This is a genomic window from Paenibacillus phocaeensis, assembly GCF_900021165.1.
GTDB classification, from domain to species: domain Bacteria; phylum Bacillota; class Bacilli; order Paenibacillales; family Paenibacillaceae; genus Fontibacillus; species Fontibacillus phocaensis.
Map to the genome: position 1 here is coordinate 106238 of NZ_FCOQ01000024.1, position 17402 is coordinate 123639.

Genomic DNA, 17402 nt, shown 5'->3' on the forward strand with positions numbered 1-17402 from the left:
CCTTCACCGCCGGAACTGCTATCCGGCCAAAGTGGTTTCACTATCCTGTTCTACGTGATTCGAAATGGAATGTTTCAAAGTGGCCCAGACCTACGCGCCGTTCGCCTCAGCGCTCTTCACGATTTCCTCGCACAGTCGGTGGGTCTCCAGGGAATCCTGCAGTGAAATGGCCGGCTCTCTCCCTTCGCTAACGCATGAGATAAAGTGATCGATGATTTGTACGAACCCCCGCCGATACAACACCGGATCCCAGTCTTTGAACGTCCATCGTTTGGCTTCGCCGCCGGCATAATGCTCCGTCGTATTCAGCCCGTCCACCCGCCATTTCTGGCCGGGGCTCATCACTTCGAGGATCTCGTCGTTCGCCCCCGAGTCGCGGTTCATGATCCCGATGCAGGTGAACCCGTCTCCTTCCAGTTGGAGCGTGACATGGTACAGCTTCCCTTCTTGAACGCGGGTCGAGACATTGACGTTTTGGACTTCGCCCGGAGCGAGGAACCGCAGGGTATCCACCACATGGATATAATCATCCAACACGAAGCGACGGGCGTAGTCCGGCGAAGGGGTGCGATTTTTCTGCAGCAGCACCAGCCGGCGGTCCGGCTGTTCCTTCAGAGCCGCATTCATCGGGGCAAAGCGGCGGTTAAAACCGGTCATGAGCAGCACGCCCTGTTGTGCCGCCAGCTCGCTCAGACGTTTGGACTCCTCGTAATGGTATGCAATCGGCTTATCCACATAGACGTGGATTCCGTTCTCGATCAGTTGCTCGACAATCGCCGGATGCGACTCTGTAGCCGAATGAACGAATGCCGCATCCACGCCGGCTTTCACCAGCTCGTCCACGCTGCCGACCGTTTCCGGGACGCGATATTTTGCCGCCAGCTTTAACAGGGTTGCTTGATTTCGCGTACTAAAGACAAGGTCGATATCCTCCCTCGCCGTTATGACAGGCAGATACGCTTTCTGTGCGATATCGCCGAGTCCGATGATTCCGATGCGCATTATTTTAACCTCCTGGATAATTATAGAGCTCAAATAAAATATTGGTTATAAGGTTTTGATCATCCTTTTTCATTTCGATTAGTATAGAGCGAACCTCCTTTAATATTGCAATATTCCTTGTGATTGAGTATTTTAACATTAAATTGCGCATTATTAAGCTATTATATCTAATAAGATTGGACCATTTTTCAAAATTTTTTTTTAAATAACACAGCTCAAATAAAAATTTGACTCGCTTTGTCATGAGAGATTTATGCTCTTCCAGCAGACAAAAAGGCCTTATATCGAATTTTATTTTTTTATTTGCAAGTAGTTCAATATATGCCAATAATATATCGTAAGTTTCTAATCCAAAAATCAAATGATTTTGATTTTTATACGGTGGTAAATCTTCTCTTGTTGATGAATTAAGGTAGTCCTCTAGATTTGAAGCAAGCTGAGGATAATTAAAAGCATATACAGAAGGGAACTTCTTTCTAAATAAAATAATTTTGTACTGCTCTACCGGGATATCTAAAGCATTCATATTTAAGAATGCATCTTCGATATGTGAGTATGAGACTTTCCATTGTGAAAATAAATGGTTCTTCGCATATCCAGATAAATTGTATTGCCGTTCGCCTTTATCGAAACCAAAAATTAATATATCATGGGATCCCAAAGATTTTTGGTAATCATTAACATTCGGTAAGTAAAATACGTTTAAAAATAAATAAATATAATATCCTTCTTGAATATAAAACTCGAAAAAATCATGAATATTGTTATAATTAATTTCAACATAGCTTCTATGAATAGAGACTAACTCTAAAAACGGGCACTCTAAATCATTGAAAAAATTACTTTTTAAAAAGTCAAAGTACATATCATCTTCAGCAGGAATATTATTTTCACATTTTAATTGTATGAAGTTACTATAAAGCCAAATATCTGAATTTTGATCTAATACTGAAAAGGGGAATGCAAGATGATGATACGTTTTAACGGGAGGATTTTCTAATTTTAATTCCATTTTTCTTTTCATATCGCCCCCTCCTCCTCAAAGTCATACCATCTTGCTTGCGCCTTGAACATTTCAGCGTATTTTCCTTTTGCAGCCATAAGATCGCGATGAGTCCCAACCTCAACAATTTTTCCTTGATCCATCACAACAATACGATCGGCTATTTTAGCTGAGCCTAATCGGTGAGTGATTATAAAAGTCGTCTTATCCTTGGAGAGATCCGCAAACTTATGGTAAAGCCTCGTTTCTTCAAGTGGGTCGATGGAAGCGGTAGGCTCATCTAGGACAATAATTTCATGAGGGCGATAAAAACCGCGAGCGATGGCGACTCGTTGCCATTGTCCACCGGATAAATCTATCCCGTCGAATTCCCTTGAAAGTATAGTTTGACCACCTTGTGGAAAACTGTGTTCCTCCAAGTTCGCTTTCTCCAGTGCACTTTTCAAGCGTATCTCATCACCATATCCGATTTGCTCCTTCGATTGGATATCACTAATATGAACATTTTCGTTTAATGTCATCTTGTACTTTTGGTATTTTTGAAATACAGCCGAGACTTCGTTATAAATCGATCTTCCCGAAACCTGCTTCGTACTAACATTGCCTATCAGCACATCCCCTTCAGTAGGAAGATATAAACCGATCAACAATTTTACCAGCGTAGTTTTTCCAGCTCCATTTTCACCAACAACAGCAATGGTTTCACCCGGCATGATTTCCAAATTTACGTTGGATACGGACTCGTTTCTAGCACCGGGATAACGGAATGAGACATGATTTAATATAAGTCCGCCGTTTTTGTTCATTATAAAATCTTCTCCGCCTCTTTCTGGGAGTTCCATAAACTTAAAAAAGTTTCTTACCGTACCCAGATTTCTAGTCAAATTTCCTACATGACCAGCTATGACTTCCTCCATAATATGGAACATGGAGCCAATAGATGAAAAAACGGCCGCAAAAGCGCCAACACTGATATCGCCTGCAAGTAATGCATTAAATAATAAGAAGAGTATCCCAAAATATCCGGTCAAAGTAAGCATCTTCATTCCAAGTTCCAGTAGTCCGACTTTACGCTCCGCACTCCATATTTTTTCCCCCAACACCGTCAATGCACCTCGATACATCTCTTTAAAAAATTCATAAGCTCCGAGTAGACGCGTTTCTTTAAAATATTCCCTGTCACAGATACAGCGTTCCATATATTCATATTCTCGGCGCACCGGAGCTGACTGGTCTTCCAGCTTGGCAAAAACTGAACCTCTTATCAATTGGGTTAACGCTACCGGGATAAAGATCAAAACGAGAGACAAGGAAAGAATGGGCTTTAAAGAAAATAAATAAATCCCCATAAAAACAATATAAGGAAGATAGAAGGTGATTATGGTTATAAGAGTAAAGAGCAAATATAAACTGTTTTTCATCCCTTCATTCGCCTTGGTTATATCATCCAGTACAGAAGGATTTTCATACGAAACAGGATCGATGAGCGATGATTTACGATTAATTTGTACACTTAATTTTCCGGCCATTTTTTTGAAAAAGGTGTTACTCATAAAATTATGCACGCCATTCAATACCTGAGAACCAAGCATTACTACACCTAGAATAGCCCCCATCCATAGAACGGGACCGAGTTCAGATTGATATTGTACCGCCGAGGCAACCGCATCAAAAAATAGTTGAGTAACAAACGTTACTAAACCAAGGGAGATCCCATGGAGCGCTCCTGCCAAATTAGTCAGAATAAATAAAACGGGGACTGCGGCAAAAATCATCGGCAAAAGCATTAGTACAATTTGCATCAGCGACATATCCCGTCTTTTTTTCTTTTCATCGCTTGCTATCATGATTGGTACCACCCTTTTTGGGATTCATACATCTCGACATAGTCACCGCGTAAACTCATTAATTCTCGATGGTTTCCATTTTCTATAACCTGACCGCCGGATATGACAAATATTTCATCCGCCAGTTTGGTAGCTCCCAGCCGATGACTAATAAAAATGGTCGTTCTATTTTGGCTGATCCGATTAAATTCCTCATATAATTTGCTTTCGCTTAAGGGATCTAATGCAGATGTCGGTTCGTCCAAGATAAGAAGCGGTGCCGGATTAAAGAGGCCTCTGGCCATGGCAAGCCGCTGCCATTCTCCTCCCGACAGATCCTGACCTCCTTCTTTTATCCTTCCCAGCGGGGTATCTCCACCTCGGGGCAATGAACTTTCCACTTTATTGAGACCCATTTGATCGATCACCTTTTGCAATCGCTTTGAAAGTTCCGCATCTCTCGAACCATTCATGTTTCCAACGNTTTGATCGATCACCTTTTGCAATCGCTTTGAAAGTTCCGCATCTCTCGAACCATTCATGTTTCCAACGAAAATATTATCTTTCATGGATATGTAATATTTAGCATAATCTTGATAAACTATAGAACAGAGGGCTTTTAAATCGCTTTGACGATACTCTTGTATTTTTTTTCCATTAACGAGGATTTCACCTTCAAAATTGCGATATAGCCCCGTAATAAGTTTAATTATTGTGGTTTTCCCTGCTCCATTCGCTCCTACAAAAGCATAACTTCGACCGGCTGTAAGTTGAAAAGACATCCCGTCCAAAGTATATTCTTGCGATCCTGGATATTTAAATTTAACTTTTTTAAATTCTAGCGTTTGAAAGGCGGGGGGCGGAAATACGGGCGCTTCTGTTGCTCCTGCCAACTCATCTAGCGCGGAGAAATCAGTTAAGTCCCTAAGGTATTCACGATGCTGTGCCAACTTATCGACATTGGAAGTAAGCTCCCATGACATCATTTGAACCAGCCCGAATACCGCATTTACAAGCGAAATGAACAGCCCGATCGTAATGCCTCCAGACAAAACCGGAAACAACAGTACCAATGCAACCATGACAGAAATTAGCGCAGTGATTAAGCTGCCAAGTTTCATTTTAATAAACCATTTTAACTCGGTCTTAAACTCTATAATCCGTGCGGTATCATAAAATCGCTGCCAAGTTTCATTGACTTTTCCGCTGAATCCAAAAAGCGATCTTTCGTCAACTGTCTCACGGCCAGTAAGAACTTCAGACAGATATTCATACTTCCTGTTATATTTTGATACTTCTCGGTCTGCTTGGTAATTAGCCCGGCCAATTTTCACCGCCAACACAAAAAGAGGAATGGAAAAGGATAATATCAGCAAAGTTGCCCACCAAATATGCGAAAACAATAAGAAAAGAACTCCCATAATTTGAACCAATTTCGATAGGAATGATAACAGGTCTACAAAACCCGCTTGTAATTGATTTTCCGGATTTTTAGAGATTCGTGAAATCAGATCCCAAGTCTCCTGATTTTCAATATGTTCGTACGCAAGCCTCGCTCTTTTTTCCACAAGACTTACGCGAAATTTTTCCCGTAGCACAATCTCCATTTTCACTTGAGCAAACTTGCTTAATGCCTTAGAAATCCACATATATGCAATCAAACCGACAACCGCAAACAATGAAGGATAAACAGATCCTATATGCGAATTGCCTTTGAGAATAGAAAGCGCAGTATCGATAAAATAAGCCGAAGCAACAATTTGTAAAGTAGGAACCAATCCAGCCAACAATATCTGAGCGCCCGCTATTGCTGAGAACCAAGGGGTGGTTCGAAAGGGGATTTTTAGTAGGTCAAGGGTTGTGTATCTCCTGTTTTGTATGATCACAACAAATCCTCCATCTGCAGAAAGCTTGATTTCAATCCACTGCAAAAAAATCAACACAGAGGTCCCCAAGAGATTCTATATCAGTGGCACTATTTAATACAAACACAGGTCTATTCAAGTTGTTCTTAAGATATTCTCTAGTTTTTTCAAGCTCAGCCTTATCGACAACTGCAATGTCAGACCCCAGAGTATTCCAATAAATTTTTCGCTTTAAATGTGATAAGACTATTGCAATTACTTTTGAAGGCAATATACTTTCCAGATAATTAATGGTTCTTTTTATGTAATCTAAATCATCGAAAGTATTAACGCATAGGATAAATACATCCGGTTCAGAGCCCAGAATGAGCTCATGCTGGGGGAGAGGATAAAATCCAAGATTACCTCCGAATGAAGGAATTGTTTGAGATTGGGAACCTATAATTATAATATCCGGCTTTTTATTTTCGATTTTTCCCATTAGATAGTTGATAGCAGCAACAGACTCCCAGCTTTTTACATCTACGGTAGAGTCATAACCAATCGGATAAACTTCATCCATTCCAAAAAGAGGAGACGAAGGTTCTGTTCCAAACTGCCCAACCACATACTTTCTTTCTAAAAAGTATTTACGTAAAAGTAATTGTAATGTGAATTTCCCTTGTTTTGAACTTGTACCGAAAACTCCGATAACTGGAATTGAAAATTTTCTTAATTTATTAAAGAGATTACTCGGTAAATTTTCTTTTTTAAAGTATGGGAAGAATAGCTGAAGTCCATCTTTATGAAATTTTCCAATAATTTCTTGGTAATTAGACAGATCGTCAAAAGAGTAAACATTTTTTTTGTTCATATAGCACTGGTTTAAAACCTCTAGCTTGATATCTTTTCCCAGAGCATCCGCTAGTTCTCTTGTATGTCCCAATATAAAAGTATCAAATTTGTTCCAATTGATTAAATTGATATCTTCAATATAGACATCCGTTGCATCATTCAAAGAATTCGTAAAAAAGCTGACTTTTTTCCCGATGTTACCTAAGTATTTTTCATCATACACGGCAGTTATTTCAAACCCCAGTAGGTCCTTAAACCGGAGTATACAATGGACCTCTTTATTCAGAGGAAAAATTGCAGCTTTTTGAAAGCTAAAACAGGAAATCCTATCTATAAAATCAACTTTGGAATGGATTTTTGAAGCGTTCTTTTTAAGTTCACTTAATATATCCTCAATTTTATTAATTCCATTTTGCATAATTTTAGAAATCATGCATGTTATGTAGGGCGCCGCAAAACTCGCCCCGTTAACTTCCAGATATATTGGCTCTAGCCAAGGCAACCTTTGAACAACTCCTACAGCTCTTATGTTTAGTGTTTCACTTTCAATATACTCGTAGTCTGTTATTTTCTTGCACGATATACTGGTGTCTACCCCAATTACACTCGGAAAAGCCGCCGGATATGATATTGCACCATTATTATCGAATGCAGAAACAATAATAACCCCTCTTTCCATAAATTTATCGCATATATCTCTAAGTTCCTGGAGTTCACTGCATAGTACGACCCCACTACTCAAGTGAATAATATTACAAGGGATGTTATCATAAATATACCGTAAGGCTGCAACTAAATTAGAAGCCAATGTTGTAACCTGATTATTAAAAAGTTTAACTACAAACACTTCCGATTTAGGTGCATTTTTCTTTAAAATATAATATATTGCAGTTCCATGACCGATCTCATCCATACAGTCATTGCTGATACAGATACCTCCATCTTCCTGAAAATTCATTGATATCCCATCGATGAGGGTCTCTTTAAACAAGGGATGGTCATAGTTCACTCCACTATCTATCAGGAGAATTTTTATTCTCTCTCCATCATTGGTGATCCAATTCAACTCACTATTCAATTGAGCCATCTCCTTTAAAAGGGGCGACTATTGGTCACCCCTGTTCCGTTAGCTATCGGCAACAATTCAATATTCCGTTTTCAATAAACAATGATACGTTTGATACTTTTTTTTGTGGTTTAGCTAGGTGCTTCTTCATACCAATACCTCCAATTCAAACACAGCATAAAAAAATCCCTTGCTCAATGTAAAGTACAACCGATGAAACATCTTTAATAGGTTTGATCAATTTCCTCTTCATACTTCTCACCTCCTTTCACTAACGTTCGAATTACTTCTTCAAAATCGGCCACGGTTTGTAGCCTCTCAAAGCTTAAATACTCACCAGGTATTGTAATATTAAAACTTTCTTCAAGACTTACAACAATGGAAACAAACTGTATTGAATCTATTATCAGTTTTTCATCCATCTCACTTTCAAAAATATTTATTCCATTATCCGATAAAATCTTGATAATGATATCTTCAATTTTAGGAACCATATATATTATCACCTTCTAACGTAGGTATTTTTCCTTGACTACTGTAATTACGTAATAAATAGGGGAGTAACTCTTCAATGGGCGGGCAGTTTTCACTTTGCAAAATTTTATTTCCATAAGGACAAGAAGCCGACATACAGTAAGGGAGAACTACGCACTCTAAACATTTCTCTTTCGGCTCTCGGATCAGCCACTTTGAAAGTTTCTTGTTATCGATATTCATTTTCCCAAAGGGATCTAAAATCCCGACAGTATTAGTGTTACGATAATTTGCATCATTTATAGCCAGAGTACATTTGCAAACAGTTCCGTCATAATTAATAATATATCCATTCTTTTTACATGCCTCACATAAACCTAAACCGTTTTTAAATAAATATAAATCAATCGATGATAATCCCCTTTTTGTAGACTCATCCATCCAAGCAGTAAGCAAGCTAGGGCTCTTAACAATTGCATGATTTTGATAGAGAATTTTTTCTCCTCCCCAATCTCGAACCCATTCCCAAATTATAGAGAACCTTTTGTCATCACCAAATTCTTGTTGAAGAAAATCAAGAAAATCATTCATTCTTTCAACAATTTGAGGAGTGGTGTTGATACGCAAACCAATCGATATATTTTTTGATTTATAATCATCCCTTATCTTTTTTAAATTATCAACGATTGTATCAAACGAATTTTTTCCACTTTTATGTGGCCTTTGTTTATTGTGAATTTCCGGGACTCCATCAATAGTAATTTGATAATGTAGAACATGTAGCGAGGTTAATTTTTGAAACGTTTCAAAATCAAGATTAAATCCATTTGTGGACATTCTACTAACAAAAGGTACTGAGGCTCTAGTGCAGATATCTTTTATTTCTTCCATAATTCTCAAAACAGTTTTTTTGGCTAAAAGAGGTTCGCCTCCAAACCAACTAATAACTAGCTGCTGATGTTTTTTTATATTTTTTTTTAAGTATTTAATCAACCTTTCCTGAACATCTTCAGTCATATAATTCCTGCATTCATTATCTTGATAACAGTAAATACAATTAAAATCACATGCATCGGTAGGTATAATAGTAATTTCTAACCTTTCATCCGAATAAACAATGTTATAGTATTGCAAGTCCAATAAAGCTCCTTCATCTAGGTCGCAATCAATTAGGAAATTGAATTTATTCATATTATCAATAATAGATTGTTGATAATGTGAAGATTCAAGATTACCTTTGAGTATTGACAAAACGAGATTTTTTTTATCTTTACTTACCTTTGCAAAAGTGTTGAATAGTAAGTTGGTTATAATTAAGTCACCATTAAAATCCTCAGCAAAAAAATTATATTTTGACGGTTTTAATTGCTTGTCTATCACATTTATCGCCTTCTTTCTTAATATGTGAAAACAATCACAAATCTCCGCGATCCTGCCTCCCCTTTGATAAATTACTATGCTGCTTAATATATAATATCAATATATATCATATTAATAATAACTTATTAATCCATTTTTATTATGTCATTTATTATTATATATTATATATATCATATATGTATGTCAGATGTTGTTGAAATCTGTCTTCCACAAAAAATTCACAATATTTATTTAATGTAAGTGTAAGAGCTAGTAGATAAAGCGCTGCTCCCAAACATAAACCGCTTCTCTGTGTTGGCAGCTCCCTTTTGGGATATTCGGCTGTCTTTGCTCTTCACGAACTTTCGGTTCGGCCCTTCTGCTTTCCGACGTCCCGTACCTGCGCACTATGGCCTCTGCTGACTCCTGCGGGTTCAGCGCAGCCTCTCGGTTGCGGTTACGAAGAAACTTCGCATTTTTTTCTCCCGCAGGCCTCCCCAGATAAGAACCTCATCTTTCCTCCCGCGATCACTGGAGCTTACAGGAGTGCTCCTTGACGGCTTTGGATTTCACTGTGCTATGGCAGCTCATCCGGTTCATCCTGCGTCAAATCCAGTTCGTGTACCTTGGCCCATGCTTTTGCCTCCGGCCTCCTTCAGATTCCACCTCGCGATGAACCCCCTTGCCCTTGGCTATCAGTAGGCGCTCGCCAGTCCCCGCTCGGGACTTTCGCCCTATAGATAACGCCCATGCTGGGCGTACATACGAAAAGCCCCCATGAAGAGCATGGGGGCTTGTTACAACTCACTTATTAAACGAAGGAAGGTTTTCTGAGATCCACATCTCCAGTGAGTACCTTCACGTACTCCTTGTCTCCGCCTTCGACGGAAGGACCGGTATAGAGAATGCCTTTGGCACGGCTTGCAAGTCCATCTCGCTTAACCTGTTCCCGCGTGCGCTTGGCCTCCTTCATCAGCGACGGGGACAGACGCCTAGAAGCTTTGGAAACCGGGGCGGCTCCCTGATTGAGTTTCAGATGATCCCGCTTCATAAAGAATCCCCTCCCAGGATATAATGGATGGTTCGCAAAAGTTCATTATTATTCGATACGATAAGGCCTAGTTGTTCATCGGTCAAATGATGTCTGCCGGAAAAATGAACCGAAAGAACATGTTCTTTTCCTAAAGGATAGCACAGGATGTAGACCTGTTCAACTTCAAGTCGATTAAAGAAAGCCCATTTTGAAGTTAAATACGCATCCAACACATAGATCGGTTGCTGCCCCGATTCCACGCGCACTTGGTTTTCCTGAAAGGTGAAGAATCTGCCCTTTCCGACGTTTCCGCCGACTTGGCCAATTCCGTCATCCCCCTGGGTTCTCCAGATTGCGGCGCCGGTCACGAGATAATCCGGAGGGGGAAGGATCGACGTACGAATCGCTTCGCTCAACGAATTGTAGCGCTCTTGCTCGTTCGTGATAGACAAATTCTTGTTATAAGTCCAGAAGAGATGCAGAATCCGGCGTTTGCGCTCCAGCTCCAATTCCATCTTCGCGATCTCATCGCGCGGGTCCTGGTATTGTCCTTCGGCCTGAATGGCTTTAATCAGCTGCTGGCAGGCTACGGCTACAGCCGCCTCATCGTTCCCGTCCGTTCGCACTTCATAATTCAGCAAGGTTAAACCTTGAAGATCGGACAAAAGATGATATTCCGAGATGTTCTCCCCCGGGATAAGAGCTTCACTCTCTCTTACCTCCTGCGGGATGATCGCGAACACTCGCCTTCGCCCTAATCTCCCCCAAAATAACCCCATTTCAAAAAGCGTATTATCCCGGGTCATAAAAACAAATTTCCCTCGATAGAGGGCGACGTCATCCGGGGCAAAAATGAAAACTCCAAAATCATTCCGAAGGAGTTGTTCTTCAAGAGATTCCATTGTGTACTCATTGCCGCCAAACGCACCGGCATACCATGGGGTAACTTGAGCGAATCGGTTAATTTGAGCATGGATCCCGTTCGCGATATGAAGTGCTTCCCGTGAAGATCCAATAAAGACATTCGGCTTTATCACATCCACAGCTCCTTGAAAAACGATTCAACTTTTCCTAATTATACCACCATGAATCCGTTTAAGTCACTCTATTTAACATCCGCCGAGACGTGAGCACTTTGGGCAGCCTTACACTACGTTTACAATAAAATGATATGCTGAGGAATAACGCCGGTTGGCGCATGTCGATACATAGAAAGGAGTCTTCCAGCTTGCAGTCCGATAAAATAACCCCTACAGCTATGGATCAACCGAACTCCGGGCGGCTCCGCCGCATTTTCGAGGTCTTCGCTGTCTCCACCAAGCTGGGACTAACCTCCTTCGGCGGGCCGATCGCCCACCTTGGCTATTTTCATGAGGAGTATGTGAACAAACGGAAATGGATCGGGGAGCAAAAATATGCCGAACTGGTCGCGTTATGCCAATTCCTGCCGGGGCCGGCCAGCAGCCAGGTTGGCATGGGCATCGGCCTGTACCGCGGCGGGATAGCCGGCGCTTTGGCAGCTTGGGCCGGGTTTACGCTGCCCTCCGCGGTGGCGCTTGTGCTGTTCGCCTTGCTGATGCAAGGAACAGCGCTTGCCGACAGCGGATGGCTCCACGGCCTGAAGCTGACGGCGGTCGCCATCGTCGCTCAGGCGGTGTGGAGCATGGGCGTGAAGCTCGCCGCCGGACGCAGCCGAGCCACGATCGCCGCCTTTGCCGCTGCCGCCACCTTGCTCTGGCCACGCGGCCTGACGCAGGTGCTGATCATCGCGGCGTCCGCGCTGGTCGGCCTATGGCTGTTCCGCAGCAGCCCAACTCCCGGCGCTTTGCCGGCACGCCCCGGCGAGGAGCCGCAAAGCGGCGGGATCCGCCTCCGCCGCTCCTGGGCTGCCGCAAGCCTGGCCGCCTTCGTTGGTTTGCTTGGGCTGCTGCCATTAGTCAGCCGGTGGTGGCCGCACCTCGGGCTGCAGCTGTTCGATGTCTTCTACCGCGCGGGCTCGCTCGTCTTTGGCGGCGGTCATGTCGTGCTGCCGCTGCTGCAAAGCGAAGTCGTCCCCCGGGGCTGGATTGGCGAAGCGGACTTCCTGTCCGGGTATGGCGCGGCACAGGCTGTTCCAGGTCCATTGTTTACGTTTAGCTCCTATCTGGGGGCGTCCATCCATGGCGGCACCGGCGCCATACTGGCTACGATCGCGATTTTTCTTCCGGCGTTCCTGCTGGTTGTTGGGGTCCTGCCTTTCTGGCATCGGCTGCGCGGCATCCCCAAGGTAGGATGCGCTCTACAAGGCGTAAATGCCGCGGTTGTGGGCATCTTGCTCGCGGCCTTATACGATCCGATCTGGGTTTCCTCTGTACAGGAAACCGGCGACTTCATCGTCGCTTTGCTGTTATTCGCCATGCTGATGTTCTGGAAGCTGCCGCCGTGGGTTGTCGTTGTTGCCGGAGCGGCAGGCGGGGCACTGCTCGGTTGGCTCGGATAAAGCGGATAGGTTAACCGCGTCGCCCTAGGGCTCGTAAATCATCTTCCGCGTCATCCCGCCGTCCACGACCAAATGAGCACCGGTCACGAACGTATTGTCCGGGTGAGTCAAATACAGGCAAGCCCGGGCGATATCCGCCGGAGTTCCGACTCGTCCCGCCGGATGCTGCTCGTGATCGATTTCTCGTAGTGCGCCGTAATCCCCGGTTTCGATCCACCCCGGACTGATGCAGTTCACGCGGATGCCGTCCGGTCCAAGCGATACGGCCAGCGCATGCGTGATCGACACGATGGCCCCCTTGGACGCGGCGTAAGCCTCCGAGCCCGGTTCGGACATGATCGCCCGCGTTGAGGAAATGTTCACGATCGATCCAACGCGACCGTTTCCCTTCACTCTTTTCGCCATCTCGCGGGAAGCCAGAAACGTACTCCGAACGTTGGTGTTCAGCACGTCGTCCCATTCTTCCACCGTAAGCTCATAGGCTGATTTAAACCGGGATACTCCCGCATTGTTGATGAGAATATCGATCCGCCCCAGTTCGCGCTCGGCCGTTTCCATTAAGCGAACGATATCCGCTTCCTTCCGTACATCGCAAGGCACGAATCGCGCATGGCCCCCCGCATTGCTGATCGCCTCTGCCGCCAATCTGCCTGTTTCCTCATTCAGCTCCGCCAACACGACGAACGCGCCTTCCCGGGCATAAGCTTCCGCCACGCCGCGGCCGATCCCTTGGCCCGCTCCCGTTACGACGACCGTTCGATTTGCCAAAGACATGTCTCGAATGTCACTCCTTCTGTCCATTTGCCGCAATGTGCCGGATTAACCCCGGCAGCCAGTCGCTCAGCGCCTCGAACCGGTACCCGGCTTCACGCGCTTTCGTATTGTCCATCACCCATGAAGCCGGGACACCAAACGGAGACTGATGCTCCTGAGCCGTTTCGCCCTCGATCAAAGCCGATTTGCCGGTGATGCTTTCGATTAAGCGGACGATGCCGCCAATGGTAATATTCCCATCCGAGCAGGCGTTCATTGGCCCCGTAACCCCGGTTTCCCCCAGCCAAGCCAGAAACTTGGCCGTCTCTGCTGACGTAATGAAAGACATCGCCGCTTCCAGGTTAGGTACGCCGATTGGCAGCCCTTGCTGTACATGCTCAACATGAAAATGCAGCCGGCGCGTATAATCATCCGTCCCCAAAACGATCGGAATCCGCAGCGCCGTCACCGGAAAATCAGCCTGCTGGAACAAAGCGGCTTCAGCCAGTCGCTTCCCTTCCCCATAATCGAAAGCCTGTTTATCCCCGAGTTTCAGCTCATAACCGTAGGGATCGAAGTCCGCTTCGGCCAAAGGTACTTTGCCTAACGGATAAACCGATAAGGTGGAGGTCAAGATATACTGCCCGACGTGCCCTTTGAAAGCCCGCACCGCGGCCAACGCTTCGTCCGGCGAATAACAGATGTTATCATACACGAAATCCCAGGGTCCTGCCGCAGCCGCCTCTCGCAGCGAGTTCTCGTCGGTTCGGTCCAGGCGGAGCTGCGTGACCGGTGCATCGAACCGTACCTCCGTTTGTCCGCGAGTCGCCGCCGTGACATCATGCAAGCCTGAACCTGCCAGCAGGTTAACCAGTCTTTTGCCGAAATAACGTGAACCGCCCAACACCAAGATTTTTGCCATTCCCTATTCCCTCTCTCACCGGAAAATTCCCTATTAACGGGTCGTAAACGTGCTTTTCATCAAAGACAAAGCACTTAACATTCCGAAGAAAAACAACTGCGGGTCTCGAACAATTTCGAAATAACCCACAATATAAATCTGTTTGACATAGATCGTTACGATCGGATAGATCAGCAGCAGGAAGCTGGGCACAAATACGAACGCAAACAGCGGGCGATGGAACTTCCGCCGGTTCGGGAATCCGTTCAGGAAGCTTAAGTACAGTCCAAACGCCAGCCCGTACACGATTTTGCCGATCAAACCGTAATCGATTTTATCCAGCGTTTGCGTCTTGTGATTCATCATGTCGGTAAACTGATTTCCGTAATACATCAGAACCAGCGCTCCGAGCATCCAAACGAAATAATAGAAATAACCTTTCGAGTTCTTCATGCATCCTACTCTCCCTATGTATGGATCAAAACCAATACAATCAAATTTTACCACGAAATGCGGGAGGGCAGCAGGAGGTTTTGTTGGCGGGAGCGACTGAGATTGAAATCTAGCGGACCGAGGAGACCTTATTCTGGACAAATCCAGCTCAAGGGGGGGCGGAAGTGCCTAATAAGGTTTCTGGTGTCCGTTACGGCGGGAAATATCCGGGAAATGTACAAATAAGGGCTGTACGGTCCGTTATGTTACTTTACCTGGCATCCCCGTAGGCTAACGGACTCCAGAGCCGTTATTTTCACGTCTCAAATGCTTATCAGATTTTAACGGACCCCGATGACGTTATCCACCCCTGGATTGTCACAAAAGGAGCAAATCCTGGGATATAAGGTCACTGGAGTCCGTTACCAATCGGTTTCAAGCGTTCGGACTCCAAATAACGTCATCTGAGTCCGTTAGATCTTCTTGGCGAGGGGTCATCCTAGGTCAACGCGGCAAGCCAGGCGTTGCCCCTCCCTCCCCCTCGACCAGCTCCAGGCACGGCCAGCGGGTGAACCAGGCTTTGCCGCTAACCCGCCGCAGAAACGCGGCGTGATCGTGAAAATACGGGCCCTGCCGAACCTGGAGCGACAGGAGGTCTTCCAGCCCCAAAGGCGCAATCAGCTCGACTTCTCCCGCACCGTTCAAGCGCGCGCCAACCGCCGTCGCCGTCTCAGGCCAGTGCCGCATCGCGTCCTCGACCGAGCGGTAAGGCACCGTACCATTACGCAGATGCATGCGCGCTTGATTCTTCGCCGACCAATTCAGTTGCGGATTCCGTTCGCGAAGCCGGGCGTCATAGGCCTTCTCTGCTTCTTCATCCAGGCAATCCGGATCAAAATACAAAACGTCTACATCGTGCAGCGGCGTCCGCCCGGCATAGCCGTGAAGCACGTCCCAGACGAAGTTGCGAATATAACCGGCAGCGATGCAGCCCTGAGGCAGACCCAACTCGGCAACCAGCCGCAGATCGGCCATCATTTCAGGTTGCCGGTGGATCGCTTCACGCAGGCTGGACGCATCCGCTATCGTTGATATCATCAGCTTGCTGCCTCCTGCTGCCGTAGGGCCTCATCCTTGGGCAGCAGCACCGTGAGCAAACCGATCAGCGGAAGCAAAGAGCAGATTTGCATGATGAACAAGATGCCCGCCTGGTCGGCAAAATTTCCAAGCACGGCGGAGCCCAGGCCGCCAAGGCCAAACGACAAGCCGAAGAACAGGCCGGAGATGAGCCCTACCTTCCCCGGTACCAACTCCTGCGCATACACGACGATGATTGAGAACGCCGAGGACATGATGAACCCGGCAATCACGACCAGGACGCCCGACCAGAACAGGTTGGCATAGGGCAACAGCAGCGAAAACGGCGCCGTTCCGAGGATGGAGACCCAGATGATATTGCGCCGGCCGTAGCGGTCGGCCATGGGACCGCCAAAAAACGTGCCCACCGCCGCAGCGGCCAGGAAGGCAAAGATATACCATTGGGCCGTCTCTTTGGCTACCCCGTAGTGGTCCATCAAGAAAAAGGAATAAAACGTCGAGATGCTGATGGAGTACACGTTTTTGGAGAATAGCAGGAGAACGAGCACGGTGATGGCTAACGTTACCTTGCCTCGGCTGAGGCTGGTTTTCGGTTGAGCGGCTCCGCTGGCCGCTGCTGAGCTGGCAGCCCGGGGTTTACGCGGCTTCAAGTCCTGTCTGCCGTACCATTTGGCCACGAAAAACTGAAGGACGATTGCCGCGACCGCCGCCAAGGCGAACCAGGCCACGCTCGTCTGACCCAAAGGGATAAAGATCAAAGCTGACATGATCGGCCCAAGCGAAGTGCCGATATTGCCGCCGACCTGAAAAATAGACTGCGCCAACCCGCGTCTCGGCCCCGCCGCCAGATAAGCAACGCGCGACGACTCGGGGTGAAATATCGAGGATCCCAGTCCGATAGAGGTAACCGCCAGCAGGATCAAAGGATAGCTGGGAGCAAATGCGAGCATCACGATGCCCGCCAGCGTAAAGCACACCCCAAGCGGCAAAATATAAGGCCGGGGCCGCACATCTGCGTACAAGCCCACCAAGGGCTGAAACACGGACGCTGTCATGTTCATGGCGAACGAGATCCAGCCGATTTGGCCATAGGATAAAAGGAGTGATTCGCGCAAGACCGGAAACAAGGCGGGAATCGCTGATTGCATCGTATCGTTCAACAAATGCACGGCGCTGATCGCAAACAGAATCGGATACACCGTTAATGCGGGATTTGCCGTTTTAGCGGCAGTTGTCTGGTTCATGATGACCTCGCTTCATATATTTGTGTTCTCGAT

At 45.8% G+C, this 17402-nt stretch carries 15 protein-coding genes; 1 reads left to right on the forward strand and 14 read right to left on the reverse strand.

Features of this window, described 5'->3' with window-relative positions; genetic code table 11:
• Window positions 1–90: 90 nt before the first annotated feature.
• The 9 genes from BN3795_RS16995 to BN3795_RS17035 form a co-directional block, all read right to left on the reverse strand.
• A complete protein-coding gene (locus BN3795_RS16995; RefSeq protein WP_068785881.1) occupies window positions 91–1002 on the reverse strand; it encodes a Gfo/Idh/MocA family protein in 912 nt (303 codons plus the stop codon).
• Window positions 1003–1006: 4 nt separating this feature from the next.
• Entirely contained in the window at window positions 1007–2026 is a 1020-nt protein-coding gene (locus tag BN3795_RS17000) for a hypothetical protein (protein ID WP_068785882.1), read from the reverse strand.
• Window positions 2023–3852 (reverse strand): ABC transporter ATP-binding protein, encoded by a 1830-nt coding sequence (locus BN3795_RS17005; protein WP_068785883.1) that lies wholly within the window; start codon window positions 3850–3852, stop codon window positions 2023–2025. The genes BN3795_RS17000 and BN3795_RS17005 overlap by 4 nt, the downstream gene beginning before the upstream one ends.
• Entirely contained in the window at window positions 3849–5774 is a 1926-nt protein-coding gene (locus BN3795_RS17010; RefSeq protein ID WP_456319975.1) for an ABC transporter ATP-binding protein, read from the reverse strand. The genes BN3795_RS17005 and BN3795_RS17010 overlap by 4 nt, the downstream gene beginning before the upstream one ends.
• Window positions 5749–7608 (reverse strand): S8 family serine peptidase, encoded by a 1860-nt coding sequence (locus tag BN3795_RS17015; protein WP_068785885.1) that lies wholly within the window; start codon window positions 7606–7608, stop codon window positions 5749–5751. Before BN3795_RS17015 ends, BN3795_RS17010 begins: the two co-directional genes overlap by 26 nt.
• Window positions 7609–7820: 212 nt before the next feature.
• Entirely contained in the window at window positions 7821–8090 is a 270-nt protein-coding gene (locus BN3795_RS17020) for an acyl carrier protein (RefSeq protein ID WP_068785886.1), read from the reverse strand.
• Window positions 8080–9450 (reverse strand): radical SAM protein, encoded by a 1371-nt coding sequence (locus tag BN3795_RS17025; RefSeq protein ID WP_068785887.1) that lies wholly within the window; start codon window positions 9448–9450, stop codon window positions 8080–8082. The genes BN3795_RS17020 and BN3795_RS17025 overlap by 11 nt, the downstream gene beginning before the upstream one ends.
• A 790-nt stretch (window positions 9451–10240) precedes the next feature.
• Window positions 10241–10480: a hypothetical protein gene (locus BN3795_RS17030; protein ID WP_068785888.1), complete on the reverse strand. Its 240-nt coding sequence runs from the start codon at window positions 10478–10480 to the stop codon at window positions 10241–10243.
• Window positions 10477–11505 (reverse strand): TIR domain-containing protein, encoded by a 1029-nt coding sequence (locus tag BN3795_RS17035; protein WP_068785889.1) that lies wholly within the window; start codon window positions 11503–11505, stop codon window positions 10477–10479. The genes BN3795_RS17030 and BN3795_RS17035 overlap by 4 nt, the downstream gene beginning before the upstream one ends.
• 215 nt (window positions 11506–11720) lie before the next feature.
• On the opposite strand from BN3795_RS17035, the gene chrA reads away from it, so the two are divergent.
• Window positions 11721–12941: a chromate efflux transporter gene (gene chrA, locus BN3795_RS17040; protein WP_068785939.1), complete on the forward strand. Its 1221-nt coding sequence runs from the start codon at window positions 11721–11723 to the stop codon at window positions 12939–12941.
• Window positions 12942–12965: 24 nt separating this feature from the next.
• On the opposite strand, the gene BN3795_RS17045 is transcribed toward chrA, so the two are convergent.
• The 5 genes from BN3795_RS17045 to BN3795_RS17065 form a co-directional block, all read right to left on the reverse strand.
• Window positions 12966–13715 (reverse strand): SDR family NAD(P)-dependent oxidoreductase, encoded by a 750-nt coding sequence (locus tag BN3795_RS17045; RefSeq protein WP_068785890.1) that lies wholly within the window; start codon window positions 13713–13715, stop codon window positions 12966–12968.
• Window positions 13716–13725: 10 nt separating this feature from the next.
• Window positions 13726–14616, reverse strand: coding sequence for an NAD-dependent epimerase/dehydratase family protein (locus tag BN3795_RS17050; RefSeq protein ID WP_068785891.1), 891 nt, complete (start codon window positions 14614–14616; stop codon window positions 13726–13728).
• 33 nt (window positions 14617–14649) lie between these two features.
• Window positions 14650–15048, reverse strand: coding sequence for a hypothetical protein (locus BN3795_RS17055; RefSeq protein ID WP_068785892.1), 399 nt, complete (start codon window positions 15046–15048; stop codon window positions 14650–14652).
• A gap of 483 nt (window positions 15049–15531) precedes the next feature.
• Window positions 15532–16125, reverse strand: coding sequence for a nucleotidyltransferase family protein (locus tag BN3795_RS17060; RefSeq protein ID WP_068785893.1), 594 nt, complete (start codon window positions 16123–16125; stop codon window positions 15532–15534).
• On the reverse strand, window positions 16125–17369 hold the full coding sequence (locus BN3795_RS17065) for an MFS transporter (protein ID WP_068785894.1): 1245 nt from the start codon (window positions 17367–17369) through the stop codon (window positions 16125–16127). The genes BN3795_RS17060 and BN3795_RS17065 overlap by 1 nt, the downstream gene beginning before the upstream one ends.
• Window positions 17370–17402: the final 33 nt, after the last annotated feature.